Here is a 19773-nt window from a genome sequence, read left to right as displayed (position 1 = left end):
TCCATAGCCAGAGCCATGATTAGAAAACCAAAGATACTTATACTAGATGAGCCAACAACAGGACTTGACCCAGACAACGCAAGAGAAGTAAAGAAGATAATCACAAACCTAGATGGTGTCCTAAGACTTGTCATCACACACGATTACGACGAAGAATATCTAAAGAAATTCGATGGCGTAATATTTATGAATGAAGTTTGTGCTTAATATATTGATTATAGGTGGAGAGAAATCTTCACCTATTTTATTATCTTAATGGGTACATATATATAAGAGGTGATTATATGCTAAAGAGATTTTTTGATCTTAGTGGTGACGAGATCATTAATTTAAATAAAGATGAATTGAAACAAGCGATTAAGTCTTGTGAAGCGAGAATTGTTTTGTCTGAAAATGTTGTGGTTCAAGAGCCTGCGACTTATGGTGTGACATCGTCTGAACTTGCTAAGGCTTTTGGTGCTGACCTAATTTTATTAAATTTCTTTGATGTGAATGAAAAGAAAATCAAGGGACTTGATTATAGTGGTGACGATATCATTAAAAAGCTAAAAAATCTTGTAAAGAGACCTATCGGTTTAAATCTTGAACCAATTCAAGACAAGAATATGTTTAGCGAAAAGAAAAATATTAGCGAGGGAAGAAAGGCGAGCGAAGAAAATATCAAAAAGCTTGATGAGATGGGCTTCGACTTCGTTATGTTTACTGGAAACCCTGGTACTGGCGTTGACAACGAGGGTATTAACGAGGCGATAAAACTTGCGAAAAAATATTTCCACGGACTTATCTTTGCTGGCAAGATGCATTCATCGGGCGTTGATGAAAAGATTGCTGACCTTGATGTTTACAGGGGCTTTTTAGATGCGGGCGCTGATGTTCTTTCTGTACCAGCTGTTGGCACATGTCCAGGCGTTTTCGATGAAGACGTTAGAGCTATAGTTGAGCTCGCTCACAAAAACGGCGCGCTTGCCATGACTACCATTGGCACTTCGCAAGAAAGTTCGCCAAAGGAAGTCATTAGGGACATTGCACTTAGAAATAAAATTTTAGGCGCTGACATTCAGCATATAGGCGACTCTGGCTACGGTGGCCTTGCCATTTGCGAGAATATTTTTGAACTTTCAAGAACTTTAAGAGGAGATAGACACACATTTAAACTTATGGCTGCGTCTATAAATAGATAATGGATATAGAAAAGTTTATTCGTTTTAGAAAAGAGCTTCACAAGATGCCTGAGGAGGCTTTTAAAGAGGAGAAGACTAGGGCTTTTATCAAAAATGCTTTGAATGGTGTTAATGGTCTTGAGCTTATTGAGGACAAATCTTATTTATTATATAGATATTTTAAGGGCGAGGACAAAAAATCAATAGTTTTGCGCTGTGATATGGATAGCATTGTGAATAGTGCAAAGACACGCTTTCACGGCTGCGGACACGATGGTCACATGGCGATAATGCTTGGGACTATACTTTCAATGGATGCGGCTAAGCTTGATAAGAACGTATATTTTTTATTTCAAGCGGCTGAAGAGACTGGTTACGGAGCGCTTGATGCTCTTGAAATTTTTGATAAATACAAAATTACTGAGGCTTATGGTCTTCATAACTACGCTGGAATTAAGACAGGGACTATATCTACGAAGAAGGGACTACTTTTTCTATCGTCTTTTGGCTTAAAATTAAATATACTTGGCAGGCAGTCGCACGCGTCCATACCAGAAAATTCGTTAAATCCGATATACGCTTGCAGCGAGATTATTAAAGATATAGAGCCATTTATCAAAAAAGATGCTTACAAGGATTTTACTCTTCAAGGCGAAAAATTTTCTGATAACATTTTTATAACCGTTGTCGGCGTAAAACTTGGCGGAGAAAATTTTGGCGTGTCGCCAGCAAATTTGGAACTAGATTTAACACTCAGGGCATATAAGGATGATGATTTAGCAAAACTTAAAAATATTTTTGAAAATAAATATAAAAAGTCTTTAGAAGAGAAGGGTTTTGTGGTAGAATTAAATAGTACGGATGAGTTTCTATCGGTCGTGAATGATGAAGGGCTTTATGAGGGCTTCGTTAAAGCTATTGATGCGGATGGACTTCCATTCGAAGAGAGAAAAGAGATAATTAGAAGCAGTGAGGACTTCGGCTACTATAGGCGTAAGGCGAAAGAACTATTCTTCCTACTAGGCGTGGGCGAAGATCAAAAGGACATTCACGACGAGGCGTATGAATTTAATGACGAGGCTATAGAGAATGGCGTGAAGGCGTTTTTATCTATAGCGTATAGACTTTAGGAGGGATTAGATGAGCTGTGACAACGATTGCAAGGCGTGCAAAGATAAGTGCGCGTTTGAAAAATTACAAGCGAATGATAAATCAAAGATAAATAAGGTGATAGGCGTCGTGAGCGCTAAGGGCGGCGTTGGCAAAAGCTACGTAACAACGCTACTTGCGAACGCTTTGGCAAAAAAAGGATACAAGGTCGGTATACTTGACGCGGACCTTACAGGACCGTCGATACCAGCATCATACGGTCTTCATGGCATGATCACTTCAGAAGATGGCGTCAACATCGAGCCAGCTGAAGCGGCTAATGGAGTAAAAGTTGTGTCAATGAACTTACTTATGGAGCACGAAACAGATCCACTCGTTTGGAGAGGACCTATGCTGATGGGCGCGCTTAGACAATTCTACCAAAACGTTAACTGGGGCGAACTTGATTATCTTTTGGTTGATATGCCACCAGGAACATCTGATATACAATTAAGTATATATCAGCTATATCCATTAAACGGATTAGTTATAGTTACATCGAGTCAAGAGCTTGTTGACATGATAGTTCAAAAAGCCTTTAAGATGGCAGGACTAATGCATATCAAGGTATATGGCTTAGTTGAGAACATGGCGTACTTCATCTGCGACGAGTGCCATAAGAAGCACTACATCTTCGGCGAGCCAAAGGCAGCGGCACTAGCTGAAAAATTTGGCGTAAAAGATTATGCGGCACTTGCACTCAAGCCAGAAAACACAAGACTTGTTGACTCGGGTCAAGCAGATTTGATTGAAGAAAAAGATTTGGACGGCATAGTAAAAGCACTAGAAGAATAATTTATTCAAAAAAATATTTATATAAAAATTTATAAAGAAAGTTTTATTAAAACACATAGCAGAGTATGATTTTCGTACTCTGTTTTTTATTTTATTTGAAATAAGGAAGAGAAAAATGAATTCTTATTTCAGAAACTGATGATTATTTGAAATAAGGAAGTAATAATATGATTCTTATTTCAGAAACTGATGATTATTTGAAATAAGGAAGTAAAAATATGATTCTTATTTCAGAAACTATTGACTTTTTGAAATAAGAAAGTAAAAATATGATTCTTATTTCAGAAACTATCGATTATTTGAAATAAGGAAGAGAAAATATGATCCTTATTTCAGAAACTAGCGTTTTTTTGAAATAAGCAAAAAATTAACGCCTCGATTGTGAGGCGTTTTTTATGTGAAATTTACTATTTAATTATATTTAAAATACGTCTTCCCAAATTAGTCCAAGAATATTCGTGAAGATCTCTTGAAATTTCTTCTGTAAATAAATTCTCATCAAGTCTATTTATTTGCTTTTCTATATTTGCCGCAAGTCTCTCAACGTAGGCGTGAATGTCCTCTGTATATGGTTTATCGACGTCACGTATACGAGGAAGTTTTGTAAACTCGATTATTCCGCTATTTACAAGTTTTTCACCAAGTAATTGTCTTAGCCCATCTATCTCTGAAGCGACTACTAGTTTGTGGCAGGCAAGTGCCTCTATGGCAACTAGGCCAAGCGCCTCGAAGTATGACGGCAAGATGAATATGTCTGAGCTTCTTAGGTCCTCTGCCATAAGCATTTGGTTCTCGGCGTCTCGTATAAATAAATTTTTGGAGTAATTCGCCTCCATCATCATCTTTTCTTTATCTTCATCTGATGCGTTTCCTATGATGTGCATTTCGACATTGTCGTGATTCTTTTCTAGATATGGCAGTGCAGCTGCTAGAGCGAAAATCCCTTTTGACTCAACTATCTTCCCAGCGTACATAAGTTTGATTTTGCCATCATCTTCATGATTTTTGCTAGGGTAGAAGACTTTGTCGTTATAAGCGCCGCCAACTAAGTGAATTTTTTCCTTAGCTATGCCAAGCAGCTTCACTATTTGCTCGTGCTCGGCTGGAGTCACGGTCAATACTTGATCAAGGTCCTTAAGATGAGTGAGCCTCTTTAGGAAGCGCTCGTGCTGCTTGATTTGCCTTATGTCAGTGCCGTGGCTAATGCCAATGACTTTCACGTCGTCAAAAACTTCACGAACGAGGTCAGTCAAAAACATTAGGTGGTGAGCGATAACTAAGTCTGGCTTGAAATCTTCCTTCACCTTCACAAGTCTCTTGCGAAAAGCGTCAAGAATCGTATCTATCATCTCTTCACTCATTTCGCTATAAATAGTCGACTCGTATGGCATGATATCACTCATACCGCAGATGTGGAAAGGCACTTCATCCGTGTCATATAAAACTTCTTCAATCATATCCGCATCCACATTGATTAGGTCTCTGTGCTGCTCTTCAGCTCCGTATATCGCGGCATTTTCTACGCCTGCGGCCTTGAAAGCAGATATTAAATTTGCAAAGTATACACCGCTACCAGTTTTAGCAGGAAGCTGTGTCAATACGTGTAGTACTCTCATCTATGTCCTCCATTTCATATTTAACCTTGATTTTATCGCCAATTTGATAATTGACGTCGTCGTTTAAAATCAGCATCTCAAGTTTATTCTCATCATTTTCTATATCCAGTTCAATGGTCTCGCCATTAAAAGTTATGTCCTTAATTATAAATTCTTCGCCATTATCATCAGGACGAATTTTTTCTGGTCTTACATATTTATCCTTGATAATGTTTTTGTTGCCGATAAAATCAAGAGCGAATTCATTTTTCGGATGATTGTAAATGTCCATAGGGGCGCCCTTAGTGGCTATCTCACCATGATTAATGATGATGATCTCATCAGCCATAACAAAGGCTTCTTTTTGGTCATGTGTTACGAATATGGTAGTTATGTTAAATTCCCTTTGTATTCGTCTTATTTCAAATTGCATTTCGCTGCGAAGTTTTGCGTCAAGAGAGCTTAGTGGCTCGTCCATAAGCAGAAGTTTTGGCCTAACTACAAGGCTTCTCGCAAGGGCAACACGCTGTTTTTCGCCGCCAGATAGCTCAGATGGGTATCTTTTTTCGTAGCCGGAAAGGCCTACGACGCGCAAAACTTCTTTCGCTTCAGCTTCTTTTTCTTTTTTTGATTTATCTTTTTCCTTAAATTTAAGTCCGTACATAACATTTTTTAAAACATTCATGTGAGGGAAGAGGCCAAAGCTTTGAAAAACGGTTGAAACATCTCTATCTTCAGGAGAAAGGTCCTTGATGCTCTTGCCAGCTAGGACTATATCGCCATCGTGCTTGATAAAGCCCCCAATTGAGTGAAGTATAGTTGACTTACCCGAGCCGGACGGTCCAAGCAAGCAAAGGAACTTGCCTTCCTCCAAAGAGAAGCTCACGTCCTTTATCGCGTATTTGTCATCATATTTTTTGGAAATATTATTTACTTCTAAAAACATTTACTTCACATCCTTTCTTGCAAATATCTTTGTAAATTTATTTTTAATATTTTCTCTAAAATTTCTGCTCATCAAAAGCCTCAAAATCACGTTAAAAGCAAGGCAAATTAATATGATGTAGAAGGCGATTACAGAGCCAACGCCATATTTTCCGCTTTGAATAACATCAAACATAACGAGCGTCATCAGCTTCTTGCCAGGGTAGACAAGGAAGATGATTGTTCCGACAGTTGTCATCGTCGTTGTGAATGCGTTTATCATCGAAATCATTATCGAATTTCTTGAAAGAGGCAAAACTCCGTCAGTAATTTCGTTTATGGATGAGCCGCCTAAGTCTCTGATCGAGTTAAGCGTATTCGTGTCAATGTCCATCATGGCAGCACCCGATGTCCTTGTTGAGAATGGCAGCTGCTTGAATAAAACGTTTAGCACAACTATCGCCGCAGTTCCTGTTATTGCTATAGGAGGCGACCTAAAGAATAATAGGTAGCCTAGTCCAAAGAAGGTTCCTGGTATTATATATGGCAGATTTGCTATGGTATCAATGACCTTCATATATTTATATTGTTTAATTATTAAATAGTAGCCGATCAACAGTCCGATAAAAGTGCCGCCAATGGCTGAGATTATACTATATACAATACTTCTAAGTGCGACGCCGCCTATAAATACTTTGGTATCTTTAAAATTATCAAGAGTAAATACAAGTTCGCCGACACGCATCTTAGTAAAAGCGTTTAAAATGATGGACGCATATAATGACACTATCCAAAAAATAAAAAATATTGCAAAAACGCTTATTAAGTAATATAAAATGCCGCTTCTCTTTAGTGGAACCTCTTCTTTACTAGGTGAGCCGCTTGCGAGCGTACCAGACTTAACTGCCTTTGATGAGAACAAAAATATGATAAGTGTTGGAACTAAAATAAATACGTTCATGGCTGCCGCTCTGCCAAGATTACCATTGGCAATGACCTCAAAGTAACTTTCAAGGGCAAGCACTTCGTAATTGCCTCCGATTATGGCTGGCGTACCGAAGTCTGAAACACTTCTAAAAAAGCTAAGCATCATGACAGCTTTGATACCATTCTTCATTGCGGGAACAATGATATCGACTATGATGTCATTAGTGCTCGCGCCTAAGCTTCTTGCCGAGTTGATTATGCTCTTGTCAAGACTTTGAAGAAAGCCTATTAGCAAAAGACTGTTAAGCGACAAATCCGATAGAGCCTGCATAAAGACTATGCCCCACATGCCATAAGGGTTCATGTTTAGGCCAAGAAGTTTGTATGTGATGAGGCCGCGTCTACCAAAGAGCGTGATATAGCTAAGCGATGAGACGAAAGGCGGGCTGATAAGTGTGATCGATAGTATTAGTATGATTAGCGTCTTTACTTTTTTCCTCGATAGATAATAAAATATCGCTACGAAAGATGATGAAAGAGTTGCGACTAGTGTTGTAAGCACACCCATCTTAAATGTGTTTGTGATAAGTTTTTTGTTTGAGAGAATTTTTTGATAATGCTCTAAGGAAAAAGCACCATCTACGTAGAAACTCTCTTTAAAAACTGTAAGAAAGGGGATGAGTATGAAGATCACGACTAGTGCCGAGAGCACAGCCGCAATTGTGTAGTCTATTAACTTAGATGATTTAATCTTTTTCATATAAACTCCTATATCTGATATGATTTAGGCTATATGCCTAATATGTAAAAAAATAGTGTGACAGTAAAAACTATCACACTATAGATTATTTAAACTTATTTGTCTTCAGTTTTACCTTTTGAAATTTCGTTAAACTTTTCTAAGATTCTTTCTCTGTCTGAACCAAATGTTGATAGGTCTTCCTTAACTAGTCTGTCCTTTGGTAAACCTAGGTCAAAGCCTTCGATACCAGGAACGATAAGTTGGTTAGAGTCCTTTCCGTCGATTTCAGCAATCATCTTTTGAGCGTCTTCACTTAACATGAAGTCGATGAAAGCCTTTGCAACGTCAACGTTTTCGCTACCTTTGAATATAGCAACTCCTTCTGGTACCCAGCATACGCCGTCTTCTGGATAGATAACAGTTAAGTTATTGTCCTTAGCTGCGTCAAATGCTTTCTTGTCAGCAGGAATTATACCGATGGCGAATTCGCCTTGAACAGTTTTTTCTTGTGGGTCTTTACCTCTCTTTGAGTAGAAGTCAATGTTATTGTTGATGCCTTCAAATACTTTCCAGCCTTCTTCTTCACCGTAGATGTCTAGTAAGCCCTTAAGAGCTGCATAGTTAGTACCTGATATAGCAGGATTACTCATGATAACTAAGTGTTCATATTTAGGATCAGCAAGGTCCTTCCAAGTCTTAGGTGCTTCTAAGCCTTTTTCTTCTAGAATTGCATCGTTAACGATGAAACCAACAACAGTGATACCCTTAGAGATGTATGCGCCGTCTTTGTCCTTGTATTCTTCAGGAACAGTAGCAGTTACATCAGAAGTGTAGTTTTCTAGAAGACCGTCATCTCTAGCAGCCATGAAAGCGTCAAGTCCGCCTCCGAACCAAAGATCAGCCATTGGCTTTCCTTCAGCCTTAGTTCTTGAGATAACTTCACCACTTGACATAGATAAGAATTCTACCTTAGCGCCAGTTAGTTCAGTGAACTTGTCAAATAAAGGTACATAAGAATCACTTGTAGCAACTACGTTTAAAGTTTTGCCTTCAAAGTTCTTTTCATCTTTATTTTCTTCTTCTGTGTTTTCTTCTGTGTTTTCAGCTGTTTCAGTTTGAGTGTTTTCTTCAGCTGGTTTTGTTTCGTTGTCATCTTTTTTACCGCAGCCAACTATTACTAGTGAAGCCATGATTAAAATTGATAACAATAGTAAAAATTTTCTTTTCATTATTTTATCCCTCCATTAGCCATTGTAGCAAAAACTTTTGGAATAATCAATAATTATAAAATATTTGAATATAAAACTTGTTTTAAATAAAATCTATCTATACAGCTTTTACCTTAGTGACGTGTCACTATGTTTTACAATGTAGTCTACAATCTTTTCTAAATACTCTTTGTCAATGGCATCAAAATTACCATATTCATAAGAGTCGATGTCCAATACACCAACGCCGCGCGTTATATTATATATAGGAACGACAATTTCACTTTTGCTCATAGCGTCACAAGCGATGTGGCCAGCAAAGCTATTAACATCATCAACGACAATGGTCTTTTTGCTCGAGTAAGCAGTGCCGCAGACGCCTTTACCAAGCATTATCCTATTGCAAGCGGGTTTGCCTTGGAAGGGACCAAGCACAAGATTAGTTCCATCATATAAGTAAAAGCCCGACCATGACACGCCATCAATCAAGTGATATATGATGGCCGCGGTATTTGCGAGATTCGCTATAAAATTAGTCTCCTCTTGAAATTGGCGCCTAATCATCTCCATGGCAAGCTTATATTTATCCTCTTTACTTAAATTATTTGCTCTACTTATGTCAATCATATAATCACCTCATAAAAATATTAACATAAATATGATATTTTGTAAATAAAATTCATCATTTTGGGTAATAGTAGAGTGAGGAGGAGATATTATGTTATATTCAATTATAGTTGGAGCCTTATCTGGTTGGATAGCTTCATTAATTATGAAAACAGATGCACAAATGGGCTGGATCAAAAACATCCTTGCTGGTATCATAGGCGGCGGCATCGGTAGATGGATAGCTGGGCTAGCTGGTTTCGAAGCAAAGGGCGGCATGGTCAACGACATCATAGTTGGTATTGTCGGCGCAGTTGTGTTGATCTGGTTAGTTAATATGATTTTCGGAAGAAAGAGATAAGTATTAAATTAGATGAAGAAACTCTTGGGCACTTGCTCAAGAGTTTTTTGTATGTATATAATGCTGAGTGACATTTAATAAATATAAAAAAGCAAGTGCATATATTGTTTTTGAAAAAAATGTGCTATAATGTATTTATCATAATGTGTATTAATAAGCATAAGATTATATATAATAGGAGGCAATTATGATAAGAGATAAATACAAAAAGAATTTTCCTAAAATTTTATTATTATTTTTAACTGGTATAATCGTAGGTAGTTTAAGCATCTTCCCTATGGTTTTCATACAAAAGGTGATAGACTACTTAACATTAGGCATACAAAGTGAATTTATAAAATATATAATACTTTATTCGCTAGTATACATTTTTGTAAATATGTTTAAGATAGCTCTTGTCAATTTTGGATCAAAATTTGAGTTAAACTTAAATAGAGAAATAAAAGATGATATAGTCGAAAGCGTTCTTAATACAAAGATTGATCAACTTGAACAAGCTGGACGAAGTAATGTCTTTAATGTAATAATTGACGATTTAAAAGCGCTTGACGATAAACTAATACCATTAATATTTGACTTAGGCTTTTCAATATCAAGCTTTATAATTGGGTCTATCATAATTATTAAGTACGACTACATCATGCTATTTGCGATGATTATCATATCTGCCATATCAACACTAGTGATTCAAAAAATCTTACAGAGCTCTGAGACAGCTTCTGAAAAGAGCCAAATACAAAGGCTTAATGTAATTAATAAATTTTTCGACATCATTGTCGGCGCGAGAGATATAAAACTATTTAATAAAGAAAAAGTTTTTACAAACGAGTTTCACGAAGAGAATCATGAATTAACTAAGCTTGATAAAAAATTGTAAACATAAAAAATGTTTCTCAAGCACTTGTAAGTTTATTATTTAACCTAATTATGGCGACTCTAATTTTTATTGGAGGTATGCGTGTTAGTCAAGGCAGTCTTTCTGTCGGAGCACTAATCGCCATCATTTTATATGCATCGATGATAACTGATCCAATATTTAATATCATAGAAAATCAAAAAGAAATATCTGCTTTTAAAAACTCAGTTAAAAGAATAGACGAGACTTTCGACAGCATAGAGAAAGAAAATATTAATTTAATCGAAGACTTTAAGAAAATCGAATTTAAGGACGTTTCACTAAAATATGGAGATAATCAGATCTTGAAGGATTTTAATCTGCTCATCAATAAAAATGATAAATTAAAGATTAACGGCAGAACTGGTTCGGGTAAGTCGACCATTGCAAAGCTAATTACTAATATGTATAAGCCGACTTCTGGTCACGTTTATGTCGATGGCAAAGAAAATCAAATGATATCTTTATCAGCAGTTTTTCAAGAGAATAAATTATTTAACATGTCAATCATTGATAACATCACATTCAAGTCCAAAGTAGATGATGACAAGCTTAATAAAATCATTAAGATATGTAGACTAGATGAAGTTATTGAAAAATATGGCTTAAATAATATTGGTTTTGACAGTAGCACTTTGTCTGGCGGCGAAAAGACAAGAGTACTATTAGCAAGAGCCTTATACAAGGACTGCGAACTATATATCTTTGATGAGATAAGCACGGGACTTGATGAGACGCTCTTCTATGAGATATTTGATGACACTATGAAATATTTATCATTAAAAACAATCATCACTATCGACCATAAATACATTGACGAAAAGTATTTTACAAAGAGCATTGCTATATAAATGATTTTGAAGAGAAGATAATATACGAGATTTAATAAATGGATAGGAATTAACTTTCCTATCCATTTTTGTGTGCATAAAAAAGGCAGAACCATATCGTTCTGCCTAATATAATCTTATTAAACTTTTCCTGTCACTATCTTAAATGCTAAATAAAATATTGATGCGACTTCTTGTAAATAGTTTTTGACTAGTATGTCATTTGGCGTCTTGGCTGAGTATAGCTCGTGCTTGATGCCGAGGTACTTACTTATTAAATCGATTCTAAACATATGAAAGCCGTTTGACACGATTAAATAATTTTTGTCCTTGCCGGCGATGTCGCTTGCGTACTCAAGATTCTCTATAGTATTAGTAGAGTGCTCTTCAGTGATGACATCACTTTCGTCAACGCCTAGCGATACAAGATAGTTCTTCGCAGCCATCGCTTCACTTATCGTTTCGCCTTGGCTCTCAGCGCCTGTCGTGATTATCTTTACACTACCATGTATAGTGTAATACTCATACGCTGCATCAAGCCTATACTTAAGTGCGAGCATCGGCTCATTGTTCTTGCATCTCGCTCCGGGCACTATGATGTACTCGGGTGAGCCAGATGGTCTTTTGCTATTGTTAAAGATAACTAGTATCTCCAAAACTATTGCCAAAGCTAAAAATATTTTAATTAATAGCTTAATTATTTTCTTTATCATTGTAAGATGTAGACCATAACAGGTCTTCTACCAAATTGCATGCACTCCCAAACTGTGTCCATGAAAAGGTCAATCTTATTACCTTTGATGGCGCCGCCAGTATCTTGAGCGATGGCAAAGCCATAATCAGGAACGCCTGGTGTCAAGCTCTTTATATATAGCTTAGTGCCTAGAGGTATTACACGCGGATCGACTGCAACTGTGCCTCTTTTAGCTCTTGCGCCTGAAGCTGTGATGCCGTAGCCCTTGTCGCCAGGTCTCTTGCCAGTTGATCTTGGACCTGCTTCATATGCAGTTGCCACCATCTTGATGGCTTTTCTTGCGGTGAAGTCGCCTCTGTCGTTAGTAAAAACGTCTTTTGTTCCTTCTTCAAAAACTTGGTCAATAGGCTTAACTAGAGTCTCAACGTGAATTACTTCCTCTTTGATGACCTTGCCAGCCGCATAATAAGTTTTGCATTTGACTTTGTTCTTGCCGTTCACGCCTTGAACTAAAATTTTGCTTTGCTTATGCGTTAGCTCTTTGTTTTTCTTCTTAATAGTTTTAAAAGGCGCTTCGACTTCTTTTTCAATGACTTTAACGTCTACCTTTATTATACTTATCTTTCCTTCGCTCTTAAGAACTGTATCTAAGTCTGGTATGACGATGTCGTCATCATCAACTTTAATCTTTAGATCGCTTAATAGTTCTTTTACTGTTTTACACGATGTTTTATATGTCTTAACGACTCCATTGTTATCAATCTCATATACGTGAGTTTTTGCATCTTTAGCAAAAGAAAGACTTGATACTATTAATAAGAATAGTATAAAATTAATTATTTTTTTCATAGTCTTCTCCTTTCGAATTTGTCATATATGATATTATAACAAAATTAAATCGCATTTGTCAAATCGAGGCTAAAACTCTATATCAAGTGAGACTGGACAATGGTCTGAACCCAAGACGTCATCAAGGATTGCTGCGTCCTTAATATTGCATTCAAGCTCTTTCGATACCAAGAAGTAATCGATCCTCCAGCCAGCGTTTCTTGATCTTGCTCTAGTTCTATATGACCACCAAGAGTATTTATCTTCAAGATCAGGGTAGAAGTACCTGAATGTATCGATGAAGCCCGAGTCAAGTAGCGCGTTGAACTTTTCTCTCTCTTCGTCAGAGAAGCCCGCTTTGCCTACGTTTGCCTTTGGATTCTTAAGGTCGATCTCGTTGTGAGCCACATTTAAGTCGCCGCACACAACAACGCCCTTAGTCTTTCTAAGGTCATTAAGGTAGTCTCTAAACGCATCCTCCCAATCTTGTCTGTACTTTATCCTCTTAAGTCCATCTTGCGCATTAGGCGTGTAGACATTAACAAAGAAGAAGTCATCATACTCAAGCGTTATGACCCTGCCTTCAGTATCGTGCTCAGCTATGCCAAGGCCATAAGTCACATTTCTTGGCTCAGTCTTAGTAAGTATCATAGTGCCTGAGTAACCTTTCTTTTCAGCGTAGTTCCAGTACTCGTGGTAGCCTTCACGCTCCATCATCAGTATTCCTTCTGATATCTTAGTCTCTTGAAATGCGTATATATCAGCCATAGTGTCATCCAAAAACTCATTGAAGTTCTTTTTAAGGACGGCCCTTATACCATTAACATTCCACGAAATAAATTTCATTTAATCACCTCTTTTAAAAATTTTCACATCCTTATCACTATTTTATCACAAAAGACATTTATAATAAAGTTAGAAAATCAAAAGGAGGACAAGATTATGAAATTCGATGAATATGGTAATGAAATCATTGACGATGATGATATCATTGAAAATCCGGAAGTAGAAGAGCTTCATGATGAAGAAAGTACTTTTACTCAAACAGATGAAGACGTTTATGAGAGAAGGACATATAGAAGGGCCAATGGTCCTGAAAGAAATAACTATGACAGGCCAAGCCCAAGAAAAGCGAAGTTCTCATACAACGAAGTAGATAAAAAAGAAAAGAAGCGTTATGGCAAAGGCGTTTTTGTATGGTCAATCATATTTGCTATCTTCTTTGGTACGCTAACAGGTTTTGGCGGCGCTTACATCTTCAATAGAGCGAACAACGCATATAACTATATGCACAGCGAGGCTAAAAACGATACACAAAAAATTACTATTGATCAACCGACTGAAATAGTCGAAGCAGCCACTAAGAAGGCTATACCATCCGTTGTAGGTATAACAACTCAAGTCATTTCGAGAGACTTCTTCGGTAGACAAGCCCTTGGTAAAGGCACTGGCTCAGGCGTTATCGTTAGCCCGGACGGCTACATCATTACAAACGCTCACGTAGTTAAATCGGAAGTGCAAAACACAAACGAAGGCTTCGACGATTTTCCATTTGGAGACGACTTCCCATTTGGTGGAGGCAGCTCGGGCAATAAGCAAAGCAAAACTATCGATGATGACGACGATATTGATGAAGACGATGATGATAATGGCAGCGCTTATGATTATAGCAGCAAAGATAAAGATAATACTAAGCAAAACAAAGGCGGCAAGATAAGCGTTTTACTTGATGATGGCTCAACACACAAGGCAAAGATAGTGTGGATGGACGAGGACATGGACCTTGCCATAATCAAAATAAATGCAAAGAATTTACCAGTTGCTGAACTAGGCGACTCAGACAAAGTACAAATCGGTCAGATAGCTATCGCCATAGGTAACCCACTAGGACTTGACTTCAACAGAACAGTTACTTCAGGCGTTATCTCTGGTAAGGATAGAACTATAAAAGTAGATAAACAAGTTATAAATAACCTAATTCAAACAGACGCATCCATAAACCCAGGTAACTCAGGTGGACCACTACTAAACTCAAAAGGCGAAGTCATCGGCATCAACACAGTTAAGCTTACTAATGCAGAAGGCCTTGGCTTTAGCATACCTATCAATATGATTAAGGGCGTTTTGAACTCGATTTTAAAGACAGGCAAGGCACAAACAGCTCAACTAGGCCTATCCATCTACAATGCAAAGGACTACGAAGCGGCTCTTAGGGTCAAACTAAACACAAATAAAGGCGTTATCGTTCTAAGCGTTGCAAATGGAACTGCAGCCGACAAAGCCGGTATCATGGCGGGCGACATACTACTAAAGGTAGATGACAAAGAAGTTACCGATGTCAATACACTTAAGTCGATAATGTTTGGCTACAATATTGGCGACGAAGCGACACTTAAGATAAACAGAAACGGCAAGGAAATGGACGTAAAAGTCAAGTTCACAAGCATGAACAAAAACTAAGACTTTAGTACAATTATAAAATAAATTTATATAAATGATTGACAAATCTTATTAAGTATGCTATACTATATATAGATGTAGATCAAGTATATGAAGGGTGGGATTCATCTTATGAACGAAATTAAGAGAATTAGAAAGAGTGTTGAGAGTATTTTAGGTAAAAAAGTGCATCTAACGACAAATGTTGGTCGAAATACCTTTGTCGAGGCTCAAGGAGTGATTACCTCAGCATATCCAAATCTATTCACAGTTACGCTAGAAGATGGACAAAATAACGATCAGGTTATATCGTATACTTATTCAGATGTATTAACATCGACGGTAGTAGTAAAAATAATCTAAAAAATTTTCCTCACAGTGATGTGAGGACTTTTTTTGCCTTTTTTCGTTTTTTGTTTAGCGGGGATGATGGCTGGGCCACTTCGTTTGAAAAAGTGATTTCATTATGACGAGCGGATGGTATATGACGAGTGAAAGACAAATGACGGGCGGATGCCATATGCCGAGTGAAAGACAAATGACGGGCGGATGGCATATGACGGGCAGTTGATGTATGACGGGCGGATGACATATGACGGGCGGATGGCATATGACGGGCAGATGACTTATGACGGGCACTTATATTAGCACGCGCAAATCATATAAAAAATAAAACTATACATTGAATTTAAAATGTGTTATAATTGAATTAACAGTGGAGGAGTATGTGAAGGTCATGATAAAAACAAAATCATATGCGAAAATTAATTTGCATCTAGAAGTCATCTCTAAAAGGGACGATGGCTTTCACGACATCATCACTCTTATGTCTAAGATAGATCTTTATGATGAGCTAGTCTTTAATAAGGCGAGTGGCTTCACCATTAACACAGATATTGATATAAAAGACAATATCATGAAGAAGGCATATGATTTAGTAAAAGAGATAAGAGATATAGAAGGACTAAGTATAGAGCTTAAGAAGAACATACCTATGGGCGCTGGCCTTGCTGGTGGCAGCTCAAACGCTTACGAAACACTTAAGGCGCTTGATGAGCTTTATGATCTGTCCTTGACAAAGGAAGAATATTTTGATATCCTTTTAAAACTTGGTAGTGACTGTAACTTTTTTACTTCGAAGTCGGCTGCCATATGCACAGCTAGAGGCGAAAAGATTACGGAAGTAGAAGGACTTAAAAAGCATCACGTGCTCTTAGTTAATCCCGGCATCAACATTAGCTCGAAGGAAGTTTATGAGGGCATGGACTTTAGTGGTGAGCATTTAAGTAGTCATGAGATTGAAGAGCTTATAAAGAAAGATGACTTTACTAAGTTTAGAAACAATATGCAAGACTTTGTTTTTGCGAACTACATTGCTGTTAAAGAGCTTTACGACAAGATGAGTGCTTTAGGCGGCTTCAAGACTATGATGAGCGGCTCTGGCTCGAGCATCTTTAGTCTATATGACGACGAAGAAAAGCTTGATAAGGCTTATAAGCATATGAAAAACCGCTACCAATTTGTGATCAAAACTCAGTTGATATGAGGTGATTTTTTGTTACAAAAGATATTAGAACCAATATTTACATTTTTATATATATTAATAATTATCGTTATGGATAACTTTATCAACAAGTATAACTATGCTGATAAGGATTTTAAGCTGCAAAGCATATTTACAAAGACTTATGTGGTCTTCGTCACCGCCTTCTTAGGCATCAGGACTTATGCTTTGTTCTTAAATGATGACGAAAAGATAATAAGGCTTACAAACATCTCTTTGTTTATAAGTTCACTTATGGTGCCGATACTTTTGATAATATTTTATTATCTAGCGGCTAAATCGCTTCGCAAGAGAAGAATGCCTGAGGCGTCGAGCATAATATATTTACTTGTGGCGATACTATTGATATTAACACTACTACCACAAAATGGCTGGTTCCAAGACAGAATAAGTAGATTTATGGAAGTCTTTAGGACTATAGTCACACTCGTACTAACGGTACTTATCTTTATGAGTGTATTTAGAAATGCCGTCAGACGAAGAAACATCTCTATACAGAGGGCGTCCTTAATATTCTTTTTAGCGGGACTATTCTACAGTCTTGGTAATCTTCTAAAGGCTGTTAGGGTAAAGAACATATTTTATGTATTAAGTTTAGTACTTATACTAATTATGATATATTCGTGGTACAGAACCATTCGCAAAAAAACTGAAATATATAGAGTATAAAGGAGTTTTTAATGAAAAGACCTGTTTTTGAAGCACTATCAAAATTAAAAGACGAAAATTCGGTATCTTTCCACATGCCTGGTCATAAGGGAAAGAACACGCTTTTCAACTGGGGCGATTACATCCCAGCTATTGACACGACAGAAACTTATGGTATGGACAACTTACTTGAACCAAGAGGGGTCATACTTGAGAGTGAGCAAGAAGCGGCTAAAGTATTTGGCGCTATGAACACTTTTTACGCTGTCAATGGTTCTACTGGAAGCATATACATCGCTATAGCGACTATAACTAAGCCGGGCGATACTGTTATTGTTCAAAGAAACTGCCATAAATCAGTATATAATGCTTTGATACTAAATAGACTAAATCCTGTTTATGTATATCCAAAGTATAACGACGACTATCACGTATTAACTGGCGTTGACCCTGATGAGATCGAGGACTTAATCCTTGACAATCCTGAGGTAAAGGCTGTTATAGTAACTCACACTAACTACTACGGCATCGCTTCAGACCTTGAAAGGATAGCTGAGATCTGCCACAACTACGGCAAGATACTTATGGTTGACGAGGCTCACGGACCTCATATGAAGTTCGACGACAGACTACCTAAGTCGGCTCTTGAATGTGGCGCGGACATCGTTATTCACTCAACTCATAAGACGCTAACTGGATTTACACAAACATCGATGATACATGTTGGCTCTGAAAGGATAGACATCAATAAGCTAAAAGATAGATTCCAACTATATACAACTACATCACCATCGTATCTATTTACGCTATCGAATGAAACAGCTTGTGCGTATATGGATGGCGAAGGCAGAGAAAAGCTTCATCACAATGTAACTAAGTGCTTGGAATTTATTGAAGAGCTTAAAAAGATTGACAGAGTTGAAGTTTTTGAAGGCGATGAATTTGATAAGACTATCAAATCAAAGGATAACACTAAGATATTATTCAAGCTTGAAGGAGTTAAGGGCTCAAGACTAAGAAAAGAGCTTTACGAAAGACACAATATTAGGCTTGAGATGAGTGACTACTACTACGCACTAATATTTGCAACGCTAATGAATGAGGATGAAGACTACGAAAAGCTTCTTGAAGCAATCAAAGATTTATCTAAGAACCTTTCTTATGAAGAGGTAAAACATATAAAGGTTAATATGCCTGATCCGAAGATTATAATCAGACCAGCGGATGCATATTACTCATCAAAGAAGATAATTAGCTTAAAGGACTCACTTGGAGAGATAGTTACTTCACCAATAATTCCTTATCCACCTGGAGTGCCACTACTAGTGCCAGGCGAAGAGATTACTGAAGAGATACTTGATCACATACAATTCCTTAAGGAGTCGGACCTTAATATAGTTGGTCTACTTGGTGATGATCAAGACTCATTGGTTGTAGTTGACTAATGAAGGGACTAGTTATCGCTCTTGAGGGACAAGACGGAACCGGCAAGAGCACTGTTATAGATGCAATCACAGGCTACTTCGATGAGATGGGCCTTGATTATATAAACGCGAGAGAGCCAGGATCTACTGATATTGGTGAGAAGATAAGAGATATCTTGGCTGACAAAGCAAATAAGGATATGGATTATCACACAGAGGCGCTTCTCTTCGCAGCATCGAGATCCGAGCTATATGACAAGGTGATTAAGCCAAATGTAGAGAAGGGCACTTCGGTCATACTAGATAGATTCTTACTATCGTCACTTGCTTATCAAGGCATAGTCAGAGGGCTTGGTGTAGATGAGGTCATGAAGATAAATGATTTTTTCTTAGATGGCTTTAGACCCGACCTTACTATACTTATGGATTTGGATGCGAAAGAATCTTATGAAAGACTGAAAAAGCTTGGTGAGCTTGACAGGATAGAGTCTTTGGGAGAGGACTTTCAAGAGAGGGTTCACCTAGCATACTTAAAGCTTTATGAAGAAAATCACATGAAGCTAATTAAATTGGATGGTACTAAGGACAAGGTGGGCCTTGCTCACGAAGCCTTAGAGGAAGTAAAAAAATTAATGAAGGAGTGTTAGTATGAAACTAATTGTAGCAATCGTTCAAGATCAAGATGTTAATGCACTAATGGATGCTCTTACAGAAAAAAAGTATAGAGTAACAAAGCTTTCTTCAACAGGCGGCTTTTTAAAATCTGGCAACACTACATTACTTATAGGTGTTGAAGATGACAAAGTAAATGAAGTTAAGGAACTTGTCGATCATAACTGCAAGACAAGAGAGATAACTACATCTTTACTTACTGTAACTATGCCTGGAGATACTTTTGTTCCATATCCACTTGAAGTAAAAGTTGGTGGAGCAACATTATTTGTATTAAACGTAGAAGAATTTTTAAGAGTTTAGGAGTAAATT

The 19773-nt window shown here is 37.4% G+C and carries 21 protein-coding genes and 1 pseudogene; 14 read left to right on the top strand and 8 right to left on the bottom strand.

The window, feature by feature from the left end:
* The 4 genes and pseudogenes from Q0E71_RS02455 to Q0E71_RS02440 form a co-directional block, all read left to right on the top strand.
* Positions 1-207: pseudogene (locus Q0E71_RS02455) on the top strand (ABC transporter ATP-binding protein); the annotation flags it as partial.
* A gap of 77 nt (positions 208-284) precedes the next feature.
* The gene (locus Q0E71_RS02450) at positions 285-1181 is read left to right on the top strand and encodes a haloacid dehalogenase-like hydrolase (RefSeq protein WP_294795643.1); all 897 of its coding nucleotides are present in this window, start codon (positions 285-287) and stop codon (positions 1179-1181) included.
* On the top strand, positions 1181-2290 hold the full coding sequence (locus Q0E71_RS02445; RefSeq protein ID WP_294795641.1) for a M20 family metallopeptidase: 1110 nt from the start codon (positions 1181-1183) through the stop codon (positions 2288-2290). The genes Q0E71_RS02450 and Q0E71_RS02445 overlap by 1 nt, the downstream gene beginning before the upstream one ends.
* A 10-nt stretch (positions 2291-2300) precedes the next feature.
* Positions 2301-3104 carry an Mrp/NBP35 family ATP-binding protein gene (locus tag Q0E71_RS02440; protein WP_294795639.1) on the top strand — a complete coding sequence of 268 codons (804 nt, stop codon included), beginning with the start codon at positions 2301-2303 and terminating at the stop codon, positions 3102-3104.
* A 407-nt stretch (positions 3105-3511) separates the two neighbouring features.
* On the opposite strand, the gene Q0E71_RS02435 is transcribed toward Q0E71_RS02440, so the two are convergent.
* From Q0E71_RS02435 to Q0E71_RS02415, 5 genes are all read right to left on the bottom strand, one after another.
* The gene (locus tag Q0E71_RS02435) at positions 3512-4720 is read right to left on the bottom strand and encodes a glycosyltransferase family 4 protein (protein WP_294795637.1); all 1209 of its coding nucleotides are present in this window, start codon (positions 4718-4720) and stop codon (positions 3512-3514) included.
* A complete protein-coding gene (locus tag Q0E71_RS02430) occupies positions 4683-5645 on the bottom strand; it encodes an ABC transporter ATP-binding protein (protein ID WP_294795635.1) in 963 nt (320 codons plus the stop codon). Before Q0E71_RS02430 ends, Q0E71_RS02435 begins: the two co-directional genes overlap by 38 nt.
* A complete protein-coding gene (locus Q0E71_RS02425) occupies positions 5646-7310 on the bottom strand; it encodes an iron ABC transporter permease (protein ID WP_294795632.1) in 1665 nt (554 codons plus the stop codon). It abuts the gene before it with no gap.
* A gap of 95 nt (positions 7311-7405) precedes the next feature.
* Positions 7406-8521, bottom strand: coding sequence for an ABC transporter substrate-binding protein (locus Q0E71_RS02420; protein WP_294795630.1), 1116 nt, complete (start codon positions 8519-8521; stop codon positions 7406-7408).
* A 108-nt stretch (positions 8522-8629) separates the two neighbouring features.
* Positions 8630-9127, bottom strand: a complete 498-nt coding sequence (locus Q0E71_RS02415) for a GAF domain-containing protein (protein ID WP_294795628.1) — start codon at positions 9125-9127, stop codon at positions 8630-8632.
* A gap of 91 nt (positions 9128-9218) precedes the next feature.
* Here Q0E71_RS02415 and Q0E71_RS02410 point away from each other — a divergent pair, with 91 nt between their 5' ends.
* The 3 genes from Q0E71_RS02410 (at position 9219) to Q0E71_RS02400 (ending at position 11213) form a co-directional block, all read left to right on the top strand.
* Complete coding sequence (locus Q0E71_RS02410) at positions 9219-9467, top strand: GlsB/YeaQ/YmgE family stress response membrane protein (protein ID WP_294795626.1); 249 nt, start codon at positions 9219-9221, stop codon at positions 9465-9467.
* Positions 9468-9654: 187 nt separating this feature from the next.
* Positions 9655-10344, top strand: coding sequence for an ABC transporter transmembrane domain-containing protein (locus Q0E71_RS02405; RefSeq protein ID WP_294795624.1), 690 nt, complete (start codon positions 9655-9657; stop codon positions 10342-10344).
* Between the two features lie 77 nt (positions 10345-10421).
* Positions 10422-11213: an ABC transporter ATP-binding protein gene (locus Q0E71_RS02400; protein ID WP_294795622.1), complete on the top strand. Its 792-nt coding sequence runs from the start codon at positions 10422-10424 to the stop codon at positions 11211-11213.
* A gap of 119 nt (positions 11214-11332) precedes the next feature.
* Here the strand turns inward: Q0E71_RS02400 and Q0E71_RS02395 are convergent, their stop codons facing one another.
* From Q0E71_RS02395 to Q0E71_RS02385, 3 genes are all read right to left on the bottom strand, one after another.
* Positions 11333-11905, bottom strand: coding sequence for a YdcF family protein (locus tag Q0E71_RS02395; protein WP_294795620.1), 573 nt, complete (start codon positions 11903-11905; stop codon positions 11333-11335).
* On the bottom strand, positions 11902-12735 hold the full coding sequence (locus Q0E71_RS02390) for a G5 and 3D domain-containing protein (RefSeq protein ID WP_294795617.1): 834 nt from the start codon (positions 12733-12735) through the stop codon (positions 11902-11904). Before Q0E71_RS02390 ends, Q0E71_RS02395 begins: the two co-directional genes overlap by 4 nt.
* Before the next feature lie 69 nt (positions 12736-12804).
* Positions 12805-13560 carry an exodeoxyribonuclease III gene (locus Q0E71_RS02385; protein WP_294795615.1) on the bottom strand — a complete coding sequence of 252 codons (756 nt, stop codon included), beginning with the start codon at positions 13558-13560 and terminating at the stop codon, positions 12805-12807.
* Positions 13561-13656: 96 nt separating this feature from the next.
* Between Q0E71_RS02385 and Q0E71_RS02380 the strand changes: the two genes are divergently transcribed.
* The 7 genes from Q0E71_RS02380 (at position 13657) to Q0E71_RS02350 (ending at position 19764) form a co-directional block, all read left to right on the top strand.
* Entirely contained in the window at positions 13657-15174 is a 1518-nt protein-coding gene (locus Q0E71_RS02380) for a S1C family serine protease (RefSeq protein WP_294795613.1), read from the top strand.
* A gap of 111 nt (positions 15175-15285) precedes the next feature.
* Positions 15286-15516: a Veg family protein gene (locus Q0E71_RS02375; protein ID WP_058259979.1), complete on the top strand. Its 231-nt coding sequence runs from the start codon at positions 15286-15288 to the stop codon at positions 15514-15516.
* A gap of 373 nt (positions 15517-15889) precedes the next feature.
* A complete protein-coding gene (ispE, locus tag Q0E71_RS02370; protein ID WP_294795645.1) occupies positions 15890-16699 on the top strand; it encodes a 4-(cytidine 5'-diphospho)-2-C-methyl-D-erythritol kinase in 810 nt (269 codons plus the stop codon).
* Positions 16700-16708: 9 nt separating this feature from the next.
* On the top strand, positions 16709-17386 hold the full coding sequence (locus tag Q0E71_RS02365; protein WP_294795611.1) for a hypothetical protein: 678 nt from the start codon (positions 16709-16711) through the stop codon (positions 17384-17386).
* An 11-nt stretch (positions 17387-17397) separates the two neighbouring features.
* Positions 17398-18810 (top strand): aminotransferase class I/II-fold pyridoxal phosphate-dependent enzyme, encoded by a 1413-nt coding sequence (locus tag Q0E71_RS02360; protein WP_294795609.1) that lies wholly within the window; start codon positions 17398-17400, stop codon positions 18808-18810.
* Positions 18810-19436, top strand: a complete 627-nt coding sequence (tmk, locus tag Q0E71_RS02355) for a dTMP kinase (protein ID WP_294795606.1) — start codon at positions 18810-18812, stop codon at positions 19434-19436. Before Q0E71_RS02360 ends, tmk begins: the two co-directional genes overlap by 1 nt.
* A 1-nt stretch (position 19437) precedes the next feature.
* Complete coding sequence (locus tag Q0E71_RS02350; RefSeq protein ID WP_058259984.1) at positions 19438-19764, top strand: cyclic-di-AMP receptor; 327 nt, start codon at positions 19438-19440, stop codon at positions 19762-19764.
* The last annotated feature ends 9 nt before the right edge of the window (positions 19765-19773 follow it).

It is taken from the genome of uncultured Fenollaria sp. (genome assembly GCF_934202865.1).
Lineage (GTDB): Bacteria > Bacillota > Clostridia > Tissierellales > Peptoniphilaceae > Fenollaria.
The sequence above is the reverse complement of the archived record's forward strand: the minus strand, read 5'-3'. Positions and strand labels throughout refer to the sequence as shown.